This is a genomic window from Actimicrobium antarcticum, assembly GCF_039536745.1.
Lineage (GTDB): Bacteria > Pseudomonadota > Gammaproteobacteria > Burkholderiales > Burkholderiaceae_D > Actimicrobium > Actimicrobium antarcticum.
In genome coordinates this window covers 156,668-175,679 of record NZ_BAAAZE010000001.1, presented here as the reverse complement: position 1 = coordinate 175,679, position 19,012 = coordinate 156,668, and the positions used below count along the sequence as shown (strand labels likewise).

Annotated in this window: 13 protein-coding genes and 1 pseudogene; 8 read left to right on the top strand and 6 right to left on the bottom strand. The window is 57.4% G+C overall.

The features are described from left to right. Window positions 1-287: 287 nt before the first annotated feature. The 3 genes from ABD720_RS00765 to ABD720_RS00755 form a co-directional block, all read right to left on the bottom strand. Window positions 288-1,241: an EamA family transporter gene (locus ABD720_RS00765; RefSeq protein ID WP_344761290.1), complete on the bottom strand. Its 954-nt coding sequence runs from the start codon at window positions 1,239-1,241 to the stop codon at window positions 288-290. A 144-nt stretch (window positions 1,242-1,385) separates the two neighbouring features. Beyond that, window positions 1,386-2,000, bottom strand: a complete 615-nt coding sequence (locus tag ABD720_RS00760; protein ID WP_344761288.1) for a glutathione S-transferase family protein — start codon at window positions 1,998-2,000, stop codon at window positions 1,386-1,388. Next, window positions 1,997-2,245: a hypothetical protein gene (locus ABD720_RS00755; protein ID WP_344761286.1), complete on the bottom strand. Its 249-nt coding sequence runs from the start codon at window positions 2,243-2,245 to the stop codon at window positions 1,997-1,999. The genes ABD720_RS00760 and ABD720_RS00755 overlap by 4 nt, the downstream gene beginning before the upstream one ends. Window positions 2,246-2,386: 141 nt before the next feature. Here ABD720_RS00755 and modA point away from each other — a divergent pair, with 141 nt between their 5' ends. The 8 genes and pseudogenes from modA to ABD720_RS00715 all read left to right on the top strand — a co-directional run. Continuing rightward, window positions 2,387-3,145, top strand: a complete 759-nt coding sequence (gene modA, locus ABD720_RS00750; RefSeq protein WP_344761284.1) for a molybdate ABC transporter substrate-binding protein — start codon at window positions 2,387-2,389, stop codon at window positions 3,143-3,145. Continuing rightward, a complete protein-coding gene (modB, locus tag ABD720_RS00745; RefSeq protein ID WP_425547892.1) occupies window positions 3,145-3,825 on the top strand; it encodes a molybdate ABC transporter permease subunit in 681 nt (226 codons plus the stop codon). Before modA ends, modB begins: the two co-directional genes overlap by 1 nt. Window positions 3,826-3,836: 11 nt before the next feature. Next, on the top strand, window positions 3,837-4,538 hold the full coding sequence (locus ABD720_RS00740; protein ID WP_344761282.1) for an ABC transporter ATP-binding protein: 702 nt from the start codon (window positions 3,837-3,839) through the stop codon (window positions 4,536-4,538). After that, window positions 4,535-5,374 carry a TOBE domain-containing protein gene (locus tag ABD720_RS00735; protein ID WP_344761280.1) on the top strand — a complete coding sequence of 280 codons (840 nt, stop codon included), beginning with the start codon at window positions 4,535-4,537 and terminating at the stop codon, window positions 5,372-5,374. The genes ABD720_RS00740 and ABD720_RS00735 overlap by 4 nt, the downstream gene beginning before the upstream one ends. 216 nt (window positions 5,375-5,590) lie before the next feature. Next, window positions 5,591-8,503 carry a hybrid sensor histidine kinase/response regulator gene (locus tag ABD720_RS00730; protein WP_344761278.1) on the top strand — a complete coding sequence of 971 codons (2,913 nt, stop codon included), beginning with the start codon at window positions 5,591-5,593 and terminating at the stop codon, window positions 8,501-8,503. A gap of 676 nt (window positions 8,504-9,179) precedes the next feature. Further along, on the top strand, window positions 9,180-10,937 hold the full coding sequence (locus ABD720_RS00725) for a GGDEF domain-containing protein (protein WP_344761411.1): 1,758 nt from the start codon (window positions 9,180-9,182) through the stop codon (window positions 10,935-10,937). Between the two features lie 220 nt (window positions 10,938-11,157). Next, the gene (locus ABD720_RS00720; protein ID WP_344761276.1) at window positions 11,158-12,282 is read left to right on the top strand and encodes a Fic family protein; all 1,125 of its coding nucleotides are present in this window, start codon (window positions 11,158-11,160) and stop codon (window positions 12,280-12,282) included. Between the two features lie 165 nt (window positions 12,283-12,447). Then, window positions 12,448-12,654: pseudogene (locus ABD720_RS00715) on the top strand (YeeE/YedE thiosulfate transporter family protein); the annotation flags it as partial. A 94-nt stretch (window positions 12,655-12,748) separates the two neighbouring features. On the opposite strand, the gene ABD720_RS00710 reads toward ABD720_RS00715, so the two are convergent. From ABD720_RS00710 to ABD720_RS00700, 3 genes are all read right to left on the bottom strand, one after another. Continuing rightward, window positions 12,749-15,721 carry a PAS domain-containing protein gene (locus ABD720_RS00710; RefSeq protein ID WP_344761274.1) on the bottom strand — a complete coding sequence of 991 codons (2,973 nt, stop codon included), beginning with the start codon at window positions 15,719-15,721 and terminating at the stop codon, window positions 12,749-12,751. Between the two features lie 287 nt (window positions 15,722-16,008). Further along, window positions 16,009-18,255: a putative bifunctional diguanylate cyclase/phosphodiesterase gene (locus ABD720_RS00705; protein ID WP_344761272.1), complete on the bottom strand. Its 2,247-nt coding sequence runs from the start codon at window positions 18,253-18,255 to the stop codon at window positions 16,009-16,011. 332 nt (window positions 18,256-18,587) lie between these two features. Beyond that, window positions 18,588-18,980 carry a hypothetical protein gene (locus ABD720_RS00700; RefSeq protein ID WP_344761270.1) on the bottom strand — a complete coding sequence of 131 codons (393 nt, stop codon included), beginning with the start codon at window positions 18,978-18,980 and terminating at the stop codon, window positions 18,588-18,590. Window positions 18,981-19,012 lie beyond the last annotated feature (32 nt).

Here is a 19,012-nt window from a genome sequence, read left to right as displayed (position 1 = left end):
TCGACATGAAGCAGGCCATGACGGGCCCGTGCGTACCGGCCAACGAACGACAGGCGCATGCTGACCGATTAGCCGTACAAAAATGCGAATTGGCCCTTCAGGAAAAAGCATCAGAGCCAAACCGGACATTACAACTTTGTCGCTCCAGTCAATGTCAAACCCAAATTCAAATGTCAGTCAAATGACGCATAATTTATATTATGTTAAATCCTAAATCAATCGAGCGGCAAACTGCAACAACCCGACCTCCGAACTTTCAGAATGTGCCACCGCCACACCAACCCCTGCTACCGCTGCCTGGCTTCACGATCCTTCAGCACCCGTCGATACAACCCCGATAGAGCCCCCGGCTTCAAAAACACCCGCAACAACGCACCCACCAGCAAAGCAATACCGGCCCATTGCCAGGCCGTGACCACTTCGTTCAAGGCGATCATCCCAGCCGCCAGCCCGACGATGGGCACCCCCAGACTAAATGGCGCAACCCGGTTGACGGCGTGTCTTGTCAGCAGCCCGGTCCACATCGTGTAAGCAAAAATCGTCGCGACCCAGCCCAGATAGGCGATCGATACCCAGCTGGCAAGTGACGCACCGGTCCAGTGCCAGCGCGTTGATGGTGCATCGAAGGCCAGCGATAATCCGATGAATGGCAGGATCGGTACCGCGCTGCTCCATACCAGAAACCCTACCACGTCAAAGTCGGGCGTCGATTGCCGGGCACGTCGCACCACGATATTCGAGGCTGCCCACATCGCCGCAGCGCCGAGGCACAATACAAATCCCAGAGGCGAACTGGCCGATGATGACCCCGCCCCCGGCGTCACATAGTTCATCACGAAACAGCCCAGCCCCAGCGCAGCCAGCACCAAACCCACTTGCAGGGCTTTCCCGATGCGTTCACGCAGCAGCACAAATCCGAGTAATGCCGTGAAAAAGACCTGGGTTTGTAAAAGTACCGACGCCAGCGCGGCCGTCATTCCCACATGCAAAGCCAGGAACAACAAGCCAAATTGCCCCACGCCCTGAATCAATCCATAGAGCACCACCCATTTCCAATGCAGGCGCGGTGGCCGGACGATCAGAATCAATGGCAATACCGCCAGCACGTAACGTGCGGCACCGAGCTGGAACGGGGTGAAATCGTGGAGTGCCAATTTCATTGCAACGAAATTGGTACCCCATATGAAAACCACGCACAGCGCAGCGACCATATCAATGCGTTTGAAGGGAGAGTGATTCATTGGATGTTGGCCCGGCGGCAGGCTTATTCGGTAGTGGTGATAAATTGTGAATGGCGCGGCTGTTTCACCGACGATGGACAGGGCAAAGCAACGCAAGGCGATCCCCTGCCCTGCGATGATCGGACATGATAATGCGGGCAATATTCAGGCGCCAGGCCGTTCCGCAATCCGGTCGCGATAAGCTTGCAAATGCGTCAGCCCCATTTCTGCAGGATGAAATTTCATCAAGCCACGGGCGAATTCCAGCGCACAAAATGCAGTAATGTCAGCGATGGTAAAACGCCCGGCGGCAACGAATGGCGTCTGCGCCAGATGCTGGTCCAGCCAGCGCGCAACCACCAGCATTTTTTTGCCCTGGGCGTGACCGAAGTCGTGGAATTGCGGTTGCTCCAGCGCGGCCAGTCCAGGGTGGGTGTGGCGGATGCAATTGGCGATACTGCCGAACAGCGACAGTTCCATGCGCCGGTCGGCCATCTCGATGAAAGCCCGCTCGTCCGACGTGGTTCCCATCAGGTTGGGTTCCGGCTGCAAGCCTTCAAGGTAGGTGCAGATCGCCCTGCTTTCGCTGAGGACACGGCCGTCGTCCAGCTCCAGCGCCGGCACACCGGCAAAAGGATTTCTGGCCAGATAGGCGTCGCCCTTGTGTTCGTTGGTGCCGAGATCGACGACCACTTCTTCAATACCGGTCAGGTTTTTTTCAGCGATGAACATCGTCACGCGGCGCGGGTTGGGTGCCCGTGGGGAAAGATACAGTTTCATGGTGTCTCCAATGGGTCGAATAACGGATGAGAGATGATCAGGCGTCCTCTTTGCGGGGCGTGTCCTTTTTTAGCGTGAACGCGATGTCGCGGAAAGTGCGCCGCAAGCCAAAATACATCATTGTCTTTCGCAACGTTGCGCTGTCGAAGCCCTGCACCATATACCTGCTGGCAATTGTTCGCACGCGCTACCAAACAAAATACCGTGCGATTTTTATCGACGACCACATAGACGATGCTTGCCATCAGAAGGATGCACCAGCGTCGCGCAGCTTGCCGGGTGTTGAAACCGCAGTGTCAGCGTCAGCCAAATGCACTGAAGCATCATGCAAGCGTTATATAATTTTGTATACGACGAACGCACTTTTCTCATTCCAAGGCAAGTCGATGCAACCCACCCTGTTCAAACGGCTACTGTTCGCTACCGCGCTATTGACCTCATCCGGCCTCGTGTTTGCGGGCGAACTCACCGTTTCGGCAGCGTCCAGCCTGACTAATGCCTTCAAAGAAATTGCACAAAGCTACCAGCAGCGCTACCCCGATGCAAAAATCGCGTTGAATTTTGGTGCGTCCGGCGCGCTGTTGCAGCAACTGGCGAAAGGCGCACCGGTCGATGTTTTTGCTTCTGCAGATCAGGAGACGATGGACATCGCCCGGAAACAAGGGCTGATAGCGCCTGCCGACCGACACGATTTTGTCCGCAACAGACTCGTGCTGATCGTGCCGAACGACAGCAGTGTCGCCATCAAACGCCTGCAGGATCTGGATCAACCCGGCATCAGGCGTATCGCCATCGGCAATCCCGCCAGCGTGCCGGTCGGGCGCTACACCCGCCACGCGCTGGAAGCAGCCAGTCTATGGAAGACCGTCGAAGGCAGGATGATCCGCACGCAGAATGTGCGGCAGGCACTGGACTATGTGGCACGCGGCGAAGTCGATGCGGGATTCGTCTATGCCACGGATGCGGCCCTGATGGCGGACAAGGTCAGGGTGGTCGCTGAAATTCCTGCCGCGACCGATATCCGCTATCCGATTGCGAAAACCGTAGGCAATGCCAATGACGCCGAAGCCAGACGGTTTATCGACTTCGTTCTCGCTCCTGCAGCGCAGGAAATTCTGGCCAAATTCGGCTTCCGAAAACTGTGATGCCCGACATCGATCCGATCTGGACCGCATTGCTACTGTCATTAAAAGTCGCAGGTCTGGCAACCGCAATCAATCTGGTGCTGGGCATCGCCATCGGGTATGCACTGGCACGACTGCGGTTTCCGGGGCGTAATTTGCTCGATACGGTGCTGACGCTGCCGATGGTGATGCCGCCGACCGTGCTGGGTTATTACCTGCTGGTGCTGATGGGGCGTCGCAGCTGGCTGGGTGCATGGCTCGATGATCATTTCGGGATCACCCTGATTTTTACCTGGCAAGCCGCGGTGATTGCCGCCGCGATCGTGTCTTTCCCGCTGGTGTTCAAACCTGCCCGCGCCGCCTTCGAGTCGGTCGATGGACAACTGGAGGATGCAGCGCGGGTGCTGGGGACAGGCAACCTGAGTATTTTTTTCCGGGTCACGCTGCCGCTGGCATGGCGCGGCATTCTCGCCGGCCTGTTGCTGGCATTTGCCCGCGCACTGGGCGAATTTGGCGCGACGCTGATGGTTGCCGGCAGCATTCCCGGCAAGACGCAAACCTTGTCGATCGCCGTCTACGAGGCGGTGCAAGCCGGGCAGGATGACGTCGCCAACACGCTGGTGCTGCTGACGTCGGCCGTGTGTATTCTGGTGTTGCTCGCAGCGGGTCACTTCGCCCCCGGCCGCATCGGCAACCGTTAGCAGGGGTATTCATGCACATCGATATCGATATCCACAAGACGCTCAGATCGGGAAAGCGCACCTTTCATCTGCATGCACGACTGCACTCGGACAACCCACGCCTCGTCATCATCGGCCCATCCGGTTCCGGCAAGAGCCTCACGCTCAAGGCAATCGCCGGCTTGATCACGCCCGACAGCGGTCACATCAGGCTCAACGGCAGTACGTTCTTCGATGCGCAGGCCGGCATCGATCTGGTGCCGCAACAGCGCAAGGTGGCCTACTTGTTTCAGGACTATGCCTTGTTCCCGCATTTGAATGTCCGCCAGAACGTCGGTTTTGGCTTGCAGCGCGGCTGGCGTAATCCCGATGCGCGTGCAGCACAGGCGACCGTTGACCAGTGGCTGGACGCGTTTCATTTGATGCCGATGGCCGAGCAGTTTCCGGATGAACTTTCTGGTGGCCAGCGTCAGCGAGTGGCGTTGGCACGCGCACTGGTGGCGCGACCCCAAGCGCTGTTACTGGATGAGCCGTTCGCGGCGCTCGATCCGGTACTGCGCATCGACATGCGCGCAGAGCTCGATGCGCTCCAGACACGCTTGCAGGTGCCGATGATCCTGATCACCCACGATCCCGAGGATGCCCGCGTATTTGGCGGAGTAGTCCTGCAACTGCGTGAAGGATCGATAGTCACGGATGCAGGAAGCGGGATCGCCCGGGGGCGCGAGGCATGAGCCAGAGTCACCACGGATCCGAAGACGGCCCCAACGACAATCCGATCGCATTGCAGGGCGCGGTGTGGATGACGGTTGGCGATCAGAGTTTCGGCGGTGCCGGTCGCATTGCGCTGCTGACCAGCATCGCGGAATGCGGTTCGATCACCCGGGCAGCCAAGGCCATCGGGATGAGTTACAAGGCGGCCTGGGATGCCATCGACAACATGAACAATCTGGCCGGTGAGCCGCTGGTCAAGCGTTCCACCGGAGGCAAAGGCGGTGGTGGTACCCGGTTGACTTCGCGCGGTGAAAAGCTGGTGCGCAATTTCAGGATCATCGAGCTTGAGCACACGCGCTTTCTGGCGCAACTTGGTCGGCAGGCAGAGGGCATTGCTGATGATTTTTTATTGGTCCGGAGACTGAGTATGAATACCAGCGCCCGCAACGAATTTTCCGGAAAAGTTTCTGGTATCACGCGTGGGTCCGTCAATGACGAGGTCGAACTGGAACTCGCTGGCGGCGAAAAGATTGTGGCCATCGTCACGCACGAGAGCGCCGAAAAACTGGGCCTGTGCATAGGCGTGGAAGCTTTTGCACTGATTAATTCGTCGTCGATCATCGTGATGACAGATGACCAGGGTGCAAAGTTTTCGGCACGCAATCTGCTTCGCGGCACCATTTCCAGACTGCAGCCAGGTGCGATCAACACGGAGGTGGTGATCGCCATGAACCACGGTGCATCGATTGCCGCCGTCATCACCAACGAGAGTGCAACGGCGCTCGGACTGGTGGTCGGCTTGCACGCAACGGGCATGTTCAAAGCCTCCAGCGTGATTCTGGCCACCCCGGCATAAACCACGGCGAGGAAACTTGTTGCCGACCAACAGCGGCCCGGCACACGCTGGAAGCTGAGCCACTTGACCAGAACCGTTCCGCCCTGCCCGCCCGTTACACCTGAATCTCGACACCTCTGATACATTCAGCGAATTATCGATTTGGCGACCGCGAGTGCGCGGCGTACTACGAACATGAATCATCCTTCTAAGCAATGGCCCCCTGCAGGCAGCGCGATGGCAAACGTCATCCGTCACACCCAGTGGGAAAGTACTTCGCTGGGACCGATCAAGGACTGGACTGCCAGTCTGAAAACGACAGTGACCACCGTGCTCGACGCGCCACTACCCACGATTGTTCTGTGGGGGCGCGATCTGATCCAGATTTATAACGACACCTATCGTCAGATTGTCGGCGACCGTCACCCGACGGCAATGGGACAGCCAACACGGGATTGCTGGCCCGAAGTCTGGGATTTCAACGGCCCCATTTACAGCAGTATCTTCGCCAGCGGAAAAAGCGTTCATCTTGAGGATCAGGAATATATCCTCGCGCAGTCCGGTGTCCACGTACCGCACTATTTCACGGTGACTTACTCCCCCGTGCGCGATGAATCTGGCACCGTTTGCGGTGTACTCGTCGCCGTTATCGAAACCACCCGACGTGTGCTCGCCGAGCGTGACAAAAATGCCTTGCTGAAGGAAATGCGCTTCGCGGCACACCAGTTGCAGACCATGTTCGATCAGGCACCAAGCTTTATGGCTCTGTTGAACGGACCAACGCATATTTTCGAGATCACCAACGCGGCGTATACCCGCCTTGCGGGTCGACAGGATCTGATTGGCAAAACCGTCGCGCAAGCCATTCCGGAGGCAGAAAGCCAGGGCTTCGTTGCGCTGCTTGACCAGGCGTATTCCACCGGCGAGCCCTATCTGGCATCGGCAAAGCCGATCGCTTTTCACAACACGTCAGATGGCACGGTTGATCAGCGCTACCTCGATTTTGTCTATCAACCGATTCGCGACACCGACGGCAATGTGGTCGCGATTTTTGTTGAAGGTAACGATGTCACAACGCAGCATCACGAGCGACTGGAACTCGTGCGACTCAATGCGGCCTTGCAAAATCAGGTGGAACAGCTGGAAAAGGCCGAGCGACGACAGAACTTCCAGCTTGCCTTGGCGGACTGCCTGCAAGCCGGATTGGATCCGTCGGATGTGGTGAGCGCTGCCTGCGATCTGCTGGGTCGGCATCTCGATGTATCGCGGGTGATGTTTTGCGAGATCAATGAAGAGAATGGCACTTTTTTTGTTCGGTACGAATGGCTCCGCGATGGCTTGTCGAGCGTGCCAGGGCGAGATCGATCGCTCGCCGATTTCGGCATGGACAACGTCGCGTTATTACGGTCGGGGCAGGTGTTTGCATGTGACGATACCGCGACTGACCCGCGTACCGCGCCCCATGCCGCAGCCTACGCAACGTTCAATGCGCAAGCCAGTCTGTCGATCCCGCTGGTCAAGGCCGGCAAGCTCACTATCGTCCTGAATGTGCATCATGTCGTGCCCTATCATTGGACTGATGAAGATATTGCGCTGACTCGGGATACGGCCGAACGGGTCTGGTCAGCGGCAGAAAGCGCGCGGGCGCAAGCCGAGTTACGGGAAGAGCGCGACAAGTCCCAGTACATTTTTTCGAACATGACCGAAGGATTCGGCATGATCGACCAGAACTGGCAGGTCGTCCAGATGAATGCGGAAGGACTACGTTTAGGCCAGCGCAGCGCAGTCGAGGTCATCGGAAAAAATCACTGGGATATCTGGCCGGAAGTCCGCGGCACCGTCGTCGAAACGGTCTACAAACGGGTAAGGGAAACCGGCAAATCGGAAACCTTCGAGCGATGCGTTGCGCTGTCACCCGACTCGGCAGTGTGGCTGGAAGTGCGTGTGCATCGTTCGCTCGGTGGTGAGCTGGCGATATTTTATAACAACATCACTGACCGCAAAGCGGTCGAAACGACCTTGCAAGAATCGTCACGCCAAAAAGACGAATTTCTGGCGATGCTGGCACATGAACTCAGAAACCCGCTCGCGCCGATTTCCACGGCAGCCGAATTACTGGTGGCGGCACCGCTCGACCAGGCGCGCATGCGTCAGATCGGCGGTGTCATCAAAAGGCAAGCGGCGCACATGACCAGCCTCATTAGCGACCTGCTGGATATGTCGCGCGTCACGCAAGGACTGGTCACTCTCGACAAGATATCGATCGACATCAAGACTGTCGTGATCGATGCGGTGGAACAGATACGTCCCATTTTCGAATCACGCGAACATCAATTTGACATGCACTTGCCAGCCGAACCGATCTGGGTGATCGCCGACAAAGACCGGATGGTGCAGGTACTGGCAAATGTTCTCAGCAACGCCGCCAAGTACACGCCAGATAACGGACATATCGAACTCGACCTGGCGGCAACCGAACACCACATCACCCTTTCCGTGATTGACAACGGCATCGGCATGTCACCGGCACTGGTTGCCAGGGCATTTGACCTGTTTGCGCAGGCTGAGCGAACCTCCGACCGCAATCAGGGTGGGCTCGGGATTGGCCTGTCGCTAGTCAAAAGCCTGGTCGAACTGCATGGCGGCAGTGTCTCTGCCCGCAGTGATGGCGCCAATGCCGGCAGCACGTTTTCGGTGAGTCTGCCGCGCCTCCACACGGATAGGGCATCTGCCTCTTCCAGCGATGCCATCGTCCCTGCCGAAAACACGACGGCACTACGCATCATGGTGGTGGACGATAACGTCGAGGCGGCCGACATGCTGGCCATGTTCCTGGAGGCGGCAGGCCATGTGGTCGTCGTCGAATACTCGTCGCGCAAAGCACTGGAGCAGGTGCGCCGTTTAGCGCCCGATGTCTGCCTGCTGGATTTGGGCCTGCCTGAGATGGATGGAAACGCGCTGGCCCTGCAGCTGGCATTACTTCCCAGTATGCAAAGGAGTTTATTGATCGCGATCAGCGGATACGGACAAACGCAGGACAAGGAAGCCGCGTTCGCGGCCGGATTTGATCACCATTTTACAAAGCCTGTAGACGCGCCGGCATTGATGGCGTTGCTGGTTGAAATAGCGGAATCGAAGCTGGATGGATGAATGCGCGCGGGTCTGAAAATGGCTGGTGTAATGATGGCTGGTCAAATTCATCCTCCCTCCATCTGCAAGCACCGCTGCGGTTCAAGTATTGGCTACGGTGGAATTACACGTCTGGAAAACTCACGACTGTTCGTTAATTGCATATAAACAGCATTGAGATTTATCTCGCTACTTTTATCATTCAACCAACCAGAAAAATGACTAGTGCTGTGGAAATCAGCGATGCCGCCTGACTACACGACATGCCTTCCACCGAACGGTTCGGTGACCTGCCGCACCCTCGTTACACAGGTTGTCCTCTACGATCAGTAGCCCGTCAAACCGCCGGACACGCTATATCCAACTTCCCGGTATCGCTACCGCCCCCCAGCCTGCATGGACAGCAGCACATTGGCGAGCAATCTCGCCAACAGGACACGCCGGCGTACCCATGTAATAAAATTGTCACTATGTTTTTATGGCTCGCATAACTAGAATACGGAAACTTTCCTAGGTGCAGCATTCACGCAAAGCTTGTCATGGCAACCCTGCGACGGGACGCATCGCATGAACGTGCCTTCATTGCCGCGACAAGAAAGAAATCATGCCTCAGCCTGCGACAAAAATGACGGTAACGTCCGTCCCAACGCTCTCATTGGCATCGACGATTACGATGATGCCGGTCGTTGAAGACGACATGCGCGCGCATTTGCTCGACATCATCGCGAATGTGCACCTGAGTGCCCTGCTTCAACCCATCGTCAATTTGTCCACCGGGACAATCATGGGATATGAAGGGCTGATCCGTGGCCCATCGGATAGTCCGCTTCATTCACCGTTGGCGTTGTTCAAAGTGGCACGCGCGAACGACCTCACTCTGCAGATCGAACACTTGTGCCGCCGCGTGGTTCTTGAGCGGTTTGCTGCATTGAAACTAGCCGGGAAACTCTTTTTGAATGTCAGTCCCGAATGCCTGCTACTCAACAATGTGCGTCATGGCGAAACCCTCCAGCTGATCAGCGATATCGGTATCCAGCCGGACCGCGTGATCATCGAGCTGACAGAGAATCAGCCCACCTATGACTACGACCTGATGCGCGAAGCGGTAAATCACTACCGCAAGATGGGATTCCAGATCGCGATTGATGATTTGGGCGAAGGTTTTTCCAGCTTGCGGCTGTGGTCCGAACTGCGGCCTGACTACGTCAAGATCGACATGCACTTCGTTCAGGGAATCAATCAGGACCCGGTGAAGCTTCAGTTCGTTCGGTCGATACAGCAAATTGCGGAACAGACAGGTACGCTGGTGATCGGCGAAGGGATAGAAACGCAAGCCGAGTTGCTGGTTCTGCGCGACCTGAAAATAGGATACGGCCAGGGCTATCATCTGGGCCGGCCAATGGCGAACCCTGCAGTGGCGCTGTCGGCCGAAGTCATCAAGGCCCTTGGTGGCAATGGCGTATCGGTGTATCCGCAGCAAGTGCAGGACGACAAAAGCAGTATCTACAAGCTGCTGCGTCTGGTCGCTCCGGTCTCCTCTGGTCTTTGTAACAACGCGTTGTACGAGATCTTCATGGCGACGCCAAGTTTGCTCATCGTCCCGGTTGTCGATGACGGCAGGCCGCTTGGTCTGGTCACCCGCCTAAACATGATCGACCATCTTGCGCGCCCATTTCAGCGTGAGCTGTATGGAAAAAAATCCTGTACCGTGTTCATGGACCCTGCGCCGATCATCGTCGACCGCGGCACGTCGCTGCAGGAACTGGGTTACAACCTCGCGCAGGCAGACCCACACCACTTGCTGAACGGTTTCATCATCACCGAACATGGCAGGTATCTCGGCATGGGAACTGGCCATGATCTGATGCGCGAAATGACGCTGCTGCAGATAAACGCTGCGCGCTACGCGAATCCGCTAACCCAATTACCAGGAAATGTGCCGATCAACGAGCACGTCGACCGACTGATTCAAGGTGGCGCCACATTTTGGGCGTGCTATTGCGATCTCGATCACTTCAAGCCTTTCAACGACGTGTACGGCTATCGCAAAGGCGATGATGTGATCGGGATGACTGCCGCGATTCTGAAAAATAACGTCGATCCAAATCGCGATTTTTTGGGCCATATTGGCGGCGATGACTTCATGATTCTGTTTCAGAGCGAGGATTGGGAGTTGCGGTGCGGCGCCATATTGACTCAATTCAGTCAGGCCATTGCTGCGTTTTTTTCACCTGCAGATGTAGAACGCGGAGGATATCCAAGCGAAGACCGTCAGGGCCACGCCATGTTCTTCCAACTAGTCAGTCTGTCGCTCGGCGCTGTACAGGCACTGCCTGGTCGCTACAGTTCGCACTACGAGATCGCTGCTGCTGCAGCCAGTGCAAAGACGCAGGCAAAGAAGGTTCAAGGCAACCACTTGTTTCTCGATCGGCGGAGTTGTCCAACGCCACGATAATGGAACTGGGCCGTATCTGCTGGTAGGTGCCGTTTCAGATGGGGTTTGCTTGCGCAATGGACAAAGTCCCTGTCGCCATCGTTGAGCAAGATCTTCTGTAGCCGAGGCGAGGTCATTGGTGCTGATTACGCGTCAGCCTGCGGCGAACAAGAGGTCCATTCACCGTAACATCTGCGGTGAATGTCTTGCCGATGCGGAGATTACCACCCATAATCTCCGCATGAAAAGCGACGATTACCTTTATATCTGGCAAGCCCGCGACTGGCCAGCCTGGCGCTACGACCTGGCAACGCTGGTGCAGCCATTGGCCGCCGTGAGCCACGCCCAGGGCCGGCTGGCAGGTCGACTTGCCGATGTTGGCGTGACGCTACGGGTTGAGGCCAGCTTGTTGGCGTTGACCGACGACGTGGTCAAGACCAGCGAAATCGAAGGCGAGCAGCTCAATGTTGCCTCGGTGCGCTCATCCATCGCACGTCGCCTTGGCGTTGACATCGGGGCACTGGCGCCGCTTGACCGACATGTCGAGGGCGTGGTGGACATGGTGCTGGATGCGACCACGAACTGCAACGCACCGCTCACCCGCGATCGATTGTTCGGCTGGCACGCAGCGCTTTTTCCGGCTGGATACTCCGGGTTGGCACGCATCAAGGTCGGCGGCTGGCGTGACGATACGGCCGGTGCGATGCAGGTCATTTCGGGCCCGGTCGGACGACAACGCGTGCATTACGAAGCGCCGCCCTCGGCGCGACTGGAGGTCGAGACCCAGCGTTTCATCGACTGGGCCAACAGCACATCAACCCTGCCACCACTGATCAAGGCCGGCCTTGCGCATTTATGGTTTGTCACGCTGCATCCGTTCGACGATGGCAACGGCCGCATTGCGCGTGCAATCGGCGACCTGTTCCTCGCCCGTGTCGACGGCAGTCCGCAGCGTTTCTACAGCTTATCCGCGCAGATCCAGCGTGAACGTAAAGCGTATTACGACATCCTCGAAAAAACCCAGAAGGGCAACCTCGATGTTAACGACTGGCTGGTCTGGTTCCTTGCCACCTTGCACCGGTCCGTTGATCAGGCCCAGCAGACGCTGGATACCGTGCTGGCCAGAACACGCTTCTGGCATCGCTGGTCCACTGCGCCACTCAATACGCGCCAGATAAAACTGGTCAACCGGATGCTGGATGGATTCGACGGCAAGCTCACCAGCAGCAAGTGGGCGGCAATCGCCAAATGCTCGCCGGACACGGCATTGCGCGACATCAGCGACTTGCTGGTGCGCGGTGTGTTGCGGAAGTCCGATGCGGGCGGGCGCAGTAGCAGCTACGAGCTGGACAACGTCAACGAATAAAAAACTGCCACTGTCGGGCTTTGCTACGCCAGGTTGCACGTGGCGCAGCAAAGCACGCCACGATGATGGTCGAGTCCTTCAGTGCGGCTCGTGCCTACACGCCAGTGCAGCCCGGCATAGAGCGATACGCTCCCTCCCTTTCAATGCGTTCGCGGGGTTCACCATGTATCGGCGATCATTGGTGGACTACTGCTGGGCTACGGCGCGCGACTTGCGTATGGGTGCAACATCGGTGCATTTTTCAGCGGTATCGCCTCGGGCAGTGTGCATGGCTGGATGTGGTTCGTGTTTGCGCTGATGGGAAACTGGCTGGCACTGTTCATTCGACCGTTCTTTCGCTTGCCAGTCGAGGTACGGCAGAGCGCCTGCTGAGTATCGCGATTGTCGGCAAACGGCGTCAGGGGGTTTTCAGTTGTTCGCAGGAGCGAGCATGGGTCAGCCTTTTGATCCAGTCAGTCCGGACTGATTAACTGGTAGCAGGAGCCGCATTCACCCCGGCCAGGATGGTGATCAGTGCCTGCAGATCCACCGGCTTGACCAGGTGGTGATCGAAGCCGGCTTCATGGCTGAGTTGGCGATCTTCGTCCTGCCCCCATCCGGTCAACGCAATCAGCATGGCGCGCTTGCCCCAGGGCTGTTCCCGGATGCGGCGGCAAGCTTCGTAGCCGTTCAATTTCGGCAAGCCGATATCGAGCAAGATCGCGTCTGGCCGATACGCTTCTGCCATATCCACACCCTCTTGTCCGTCGTAAGCCGTGCGGATGTCATTGCCCATGATCTCCAGCAGCGCCGTCATGCTATTCGCAGAATCCCGGTTGTCGTCCACGACAAGAATACGCAGCGACGGCATCGCGGCTGCCGGCGCGTCGCTGGCGCGCGCGAGTTGCGGTCGTTGTGCATCGGTCATGAGCGGCAAACGCACGATGAACTCGCTGCCCTGCCCCAGCCCATCACTGCGCGCCTCGACGCTGCCGCCGTGCATGTCAACCAGACGCTTGACCAGCGACAGTCCGATGCCCAGGCCGCCCTGCGACTTGCCCAACGATTGATCTACCTGCGCGAACATCCTGAAAATCCGGGGCAACTGCTCGGCGGCGATCCCGATGCCGCTGTCCTTCACCACAACGACCGCATCGCTGCCATCACGCTCGACGTTCAGCTGGATATGTCCACCCCGTTCGGTGTACTTGGCAGCATTGTTCAACAGGTTCAAAAATACTTGTGCCAGACGGGTCATGTCGGCATCCAAGATGAGCGGCTCCTCGGGAAAAATGACCGTGAGTGTCTGATCCATCTGCCCGATCAGCGGGCGGGTCGCTTCGAGGGCACTGTCGAGTGCTGTTGCCAGAGAGAGTCGTTCCTTGCGCAGTTCAAGCTTGCCCTGACTGATGCGATTGACGTCCATCAAGTCATCGACCAGACGAACCATCTGTGTCAATTGGCGTTCCATCAAAGAACGGACGCGCTCGATGGTCGCGAGGTTGCCGCCCGCCAGCTTGATGAGTTGCAGGCCGTTGAGCAGAGGCGCCATCGGGTTGCGCAATTCGTGGGCCAGCGTCGCCAGGAACTCGTCCTTGCGATGTCCAGCTTCGGACAAATCGGCAGCAAGTTGGCGTAACTTTTCTTCGTCGCGCTTCCGGTCTGTGATGTCGGCGTGGACACCGACCCATTCGCGTATGCCGCCGTCGGGATTAAAAATCGGCAACGCACGGACCGAACAGAGCCGCCATGCACCATCACGGCGACGGACGCGATGCTCGAACACGAAGGGACGCTTCTCGGCCACCGCCAGATTCCAGGCAACGATCGTCTGCGGAGCATCGTCGGGGTGAACAGCGTTCGACCAGCCATAGCCACGATATTCCTGCGGCGATTGCCCTGTGAACTCACTCCATCCCGGCTGGTCAGCATTCATTAGCCCGTCGGAGCTGTTGGTCCAGATCAGCTCACTCACGGCAGCGGTCGCTGCGCGCAGGCGCTCTTCGCTTTCCAGCAGTTTCGTCGTCGCGGCACGACGTTCGCTGATATCCATCCCCGAGGCAATGAGATGCGTGATGCGCCCTTCGGTATCACGCAGTGGTGACAGCTGAAAATCGATCCACAGTGGTGCTTCCGCTGCCATGCGCACGGGGACATCGTAGCGCACGACCTCCCCGGCAGCAGCACGTTCGCACGCGCCGCGCAGTTGCAACTGCACATCCGTGGAATAACTCCACCAGTAGCAGTCCCAGAAATTTTTCCCGAGCACATCGCTGGCCGAAATACCTGCGACCTCCAATGGTGCGCGATTCAGGTCGATCAACGTGCCGTCCACCGTCAACACGCCGACAAAGGCAATCAGATTGTCCAGGACCTGACGGGCGAACAGCTGGTTATCGCGTACCGCGTCCTCCGCCCGCCTGCGCTCGGTAACGTCACGGGATACCGACAGAACGCGCACGACCCGCCCGCCTTCGCCATCCTGGACAGGGCTCACAGTGACTGCCCACCACTTCGGCGTTCCGCTATCGGTTGGGCAATAGGCATCAAATGAAGACACCTCGCCGCCAGCCGCCCTGGTCACGGAGCGCTCTATATCGGCTTGTGCTTCCGCAGGCCAGAGTGCCTCCCACTCGCGCTTGTACATGGACGTGAAGTCGCCTATCTCCATTGCAGAAAGGCCCGGATTATTCATGTATAGAAGCCGTCCATCCAGATCCAGGACCTTGACGCAATCGGTGGTGCCGTCCATCAGACTGCGGTTGAATTGTTCGCTTAGTCGCAGACGCAAGGTGCGACGCCGCAGCACCCACACCAACACCCCAACCGTCAGCAAACTCAGGGCACCGGCAGCCAGGGTCATCGTGACGATACCCTGATAGCTTGCGGCAAAGGTGCGCTCGCGCAGATCGAGCAAGTCGCGTTCCACTTTTTCCATGTCGGCCGCATGCTGGCGAATTGCGTCCATCTGTAGCTTGCCGCTGCCAGCAGCGATGAACGCTGATGCTTCTTGCGGATTTTGGCGGCGCAGAACGACGCCCTGGTTCAAGCTGGCCAATCGCGCCGCGCTCAGTGCTACCAACGTCTTGCTACGGGAAAGTTGGGCGGGATTGTCTTTGGTTTTTTCCTTCAACTTCGCCAGGATGGCGTCCAGCCGAAGGACGGCAGCGTCGTAGGGTCGCAAGAATTCATCATTGCCGGTGAGAAGAAAGCCGCGTTGTCCGGTCTCGGCGTCCAATAACGCCAGCATGACGCCGGAGGTCAGGGCCATGACTTCGTGCGTACGGGAAATCGAATTGGCTTGCTCCTCGAAGGCGCGCGTGCTCCGGTAAGGAAGCCCGATGGTGAAGAGCATCAATGCCACCAACAGCGCGATGCCGATCACGACCGCTCTGTCGAAGCTGCGTCGCTTGTCGTTTTCTTTGTCGCGGCGACCTGGTGGTCGGTCAGTCAATGGCAAAGTGCACTCCCCGTGACGCATCGTGCGCTCCGGATGTGAATCATTCGGAAGCGCGGGCTCAGCCAGGCCAGGAGAGCGTGCAACATTTTACCCTTCATCCCTCGGGTTTCGAGTGCAGGGGTTCGATTACATTTCACTGGGCATAATGGGGCCAGCGCAAGCGCAACACATCGCCGCTTCTTTGCCGGTGGGTCATATCGACCTGCGCCTGACCACCGGTCTGCGCCTCGACTCCGCACTTGGTTCAGGCCGGTAGCCATCGGCACCGATCGGCCTAAAAGTTGTTCTTAGACTGCCGGAGTGCATTCGTCTTGCTCTGGCAATTGCTTGCCGTCATACAGCATTTGTTCAACGCCCGTCGCGGGCACGGGTCGGCTGAAGTAGTACCCCTGCATCTGATCGCATTCGTGTTCCCGCAAATACCGTAGCTGCTCGGCCGTTTCGACACCTTCGGCCACGACCTGCAAATGCAGGCTGTGCGCCATGCTGATGATTGCCAGCACGATTGATGCATCATCAACGTTGCTCGTCACATCGCGAATGAATGACATGTCAATCTTGAGTTTATTGATGGGAAAGCGGCGCAGATAGGCAAGGCTGGAATAGCCCGTCCCGAAGTCGTCGATCGAGACCGTAACACCCGCCTTGCGCAGATTTTGAAGGATTGCGACAGTAAGCTCGGTGTTCTCCATCAACGAACTCTCGGTAATCTCCAGTTCCAGCAGGTCGGACCGAATTGCATTCCGATGAATCGCCTGGGTGACGTTGCCGTAGAGGTCGCCTTCAACGAACTGTCGTCCAGAGACATTGACGGCGACTCTGACCGGCCCGATTCCGCCGCGCATCCAGACCCCTATCTGTCGGCATGCCTCTCCAATCACCCACTTTCCGACCAGAACGATGAGTCCGGTTTCTTCCAGTGCCGGAATAAAAGCGCCCGGGAATAACAGTCCATGCCCTGGCCGCTCCCAGCGTAGCAACGCTTCAAAGCCCTCAATTTTGCCGGACACCAGATCGACTTTTGGCTGGTAATGCAGCACAAATTCGTCGTGTTCGAGAGCGAATCGCAAAGCGACCTCAAGTTCGCGCCGTGCAATCGCATCCACGTTCATCTGTGCCGTAAAAAATCGATAGGTATTACGGCCGCTTTGTTTGGCCTGATACATCGCCGTGTCGGCGTATTGCAGAAGGATCTGCGGATCGGTTGCGTCGTCCGGATACAGCGTGATGCCGATACTGGCTGACACGAGCACGTCATGGCCGTTCAAACGAAACGGCGTACGTAAGGTGTTCTCGATTTTTGTAGCGACCTGCGCTGCGGTGTTTTGACCCTTTTTCATGATCAGTATTAAAGCAAATTCGTCGCCGCCCAGCCGGCCGACCGTGTCCCGGATGCGAATGCTTGCAGTCAACCGGTTGCTGACCTGATGCAGCAGCTCATCGCCGACATCGTGTCCCATGGTGTCATTGACGTTTTTAAAGTTATCCAGATCGATGAAAAACACGGCAATCATCCAGTCGGATTTGGCCGCTCTGGCCAACGTACGTTTCAGGCTCTCGTAAAAAAGTGTCCGGTTCGGGAGCCCGGTCAGCGGATCAAAATGCGCCAGGCGATACATGCGTTCTTCTGCTGCCTTGCGCTCGCTGATGTCACGCATGACACAGACGATGATCCAGTCATCACCCGATGGCAGTGTCTGACGAAAGATCTCCACATCGATTTTTTCGCCATTCTTGCAACGCAAACTGGCTTGTTTGTCTGCAAAGACGGCGTGGCCGGCGATGACGGCATCGCATTCGATCTGGATTTCGTCAGATGCTCCCACAACAATATCGTTGGGTCCCATACACAGCAATTCCGCACGTGAGTAACCCAACAGCGCGCAGGTAGTCGCATTGAGTTCCACGAACCGCATGGTGTTGCGGCTAATCAGTACGATGGCGTCGGCGGTGGCATCCATGGCCGTGCGAAAAAATTGCAGGTCAGCGGTACGGGCCGCGAGTTCCAGATTTTTCGCCGACAGCGCTTCGTCGACCTGCTTGCGTGCCGTGTTGTCGGTTCCGATGAGCAGGTAGCCGATTAACATTCCCTGCGCATCCCTAAGTCCGGTCACCGAAACGACAGCGGGAAAGCGCGATCCATCTCTGCGGATGTAGGTGAGTTCGTAAATATCCTCGATACCGCGCGATGCCTTGAACACCAGCGCTTCGAACCCTGGCGCAATGGTGGTGTGAAACTCCAGGCTCAAGCCGGATGCGCGGCAAATCAGTTCATCCGGATCGGATATGTCTGCAGGTGTAACGCGATTGACAACATCCTCGGCCACATACCCCAGCATGCGCTCGGCACCGACATTGAAAATCTGGATGACGCCATGTTCATCGGTGGCGATGCTGGAAAAATGCGCGCTGTTGAAGATCGCGTGTTGCAGCGCATCTGCTTTCAGAATCTGGCTTTGAAGGAGTGATTTGTTCGTCGGGAACGGGGCATCCGAATCGACTGAACCTGGTCTTGCGTCGTTCGGTTTGGACATAATCGCACCATGTATTGTAACCGGCGACCCGATGACGTTCGGGCCGCTGCAGGCCATGTGGCACGTATTTGAAACCCCGGCGAAACCCGATCCCGCCAAGGCGCGAATGCGCGTATCTGCGACGGGTCGGTCAACTATTGCGAGCTACCTCCAGTCGGTAGCTGAAGGTATCACGTTCTATTTCTCTTAAGTAATTTTTTTAGCAAGAATTCGACGCGTGATGTCGTGGACTATCACTGATGAAGGTTCTGTATTTTCAGCACATTGCGCGGTGTCGGAATTGCCCGACCGGGATGTCCTGCACGGTTGCTACCGGCGATGCACCGAAGGCGTCAGGCGACCACGCCGCGCATGGCCGCTGACGACACGATCAGTCCGACCACCAGCAGCGCTGTCACCAGACCGATCCATGCCATGCGCCGACGCATCAGATCGACGCGCGCTACCAACTGGCGATTTTGCTCGGCCAATTCCTTGATCAGTTCGGCCGAGGCCAGCATCTGTTCCTGCAGCAACGCGAGCGTACTCTCGGCCGCCATCAGTCGACTGTCAATCGGTACCACCACGTCGGCGCCGGTCTTGGCGGTGCTGGCGGCTTTCGGTAAATGCTGTTTTCTGCCGACCGAGTCCCACAGCTTTTTTGCACCCTCCGCCACCTTGGGTGCATTGCTGATGACATCGACCCACGGAACCATTTTTAAAACGGATAACCATCCAATTGCCATCGTGAAGCCTTTTAGTGAAGCGCTGCGCTAGC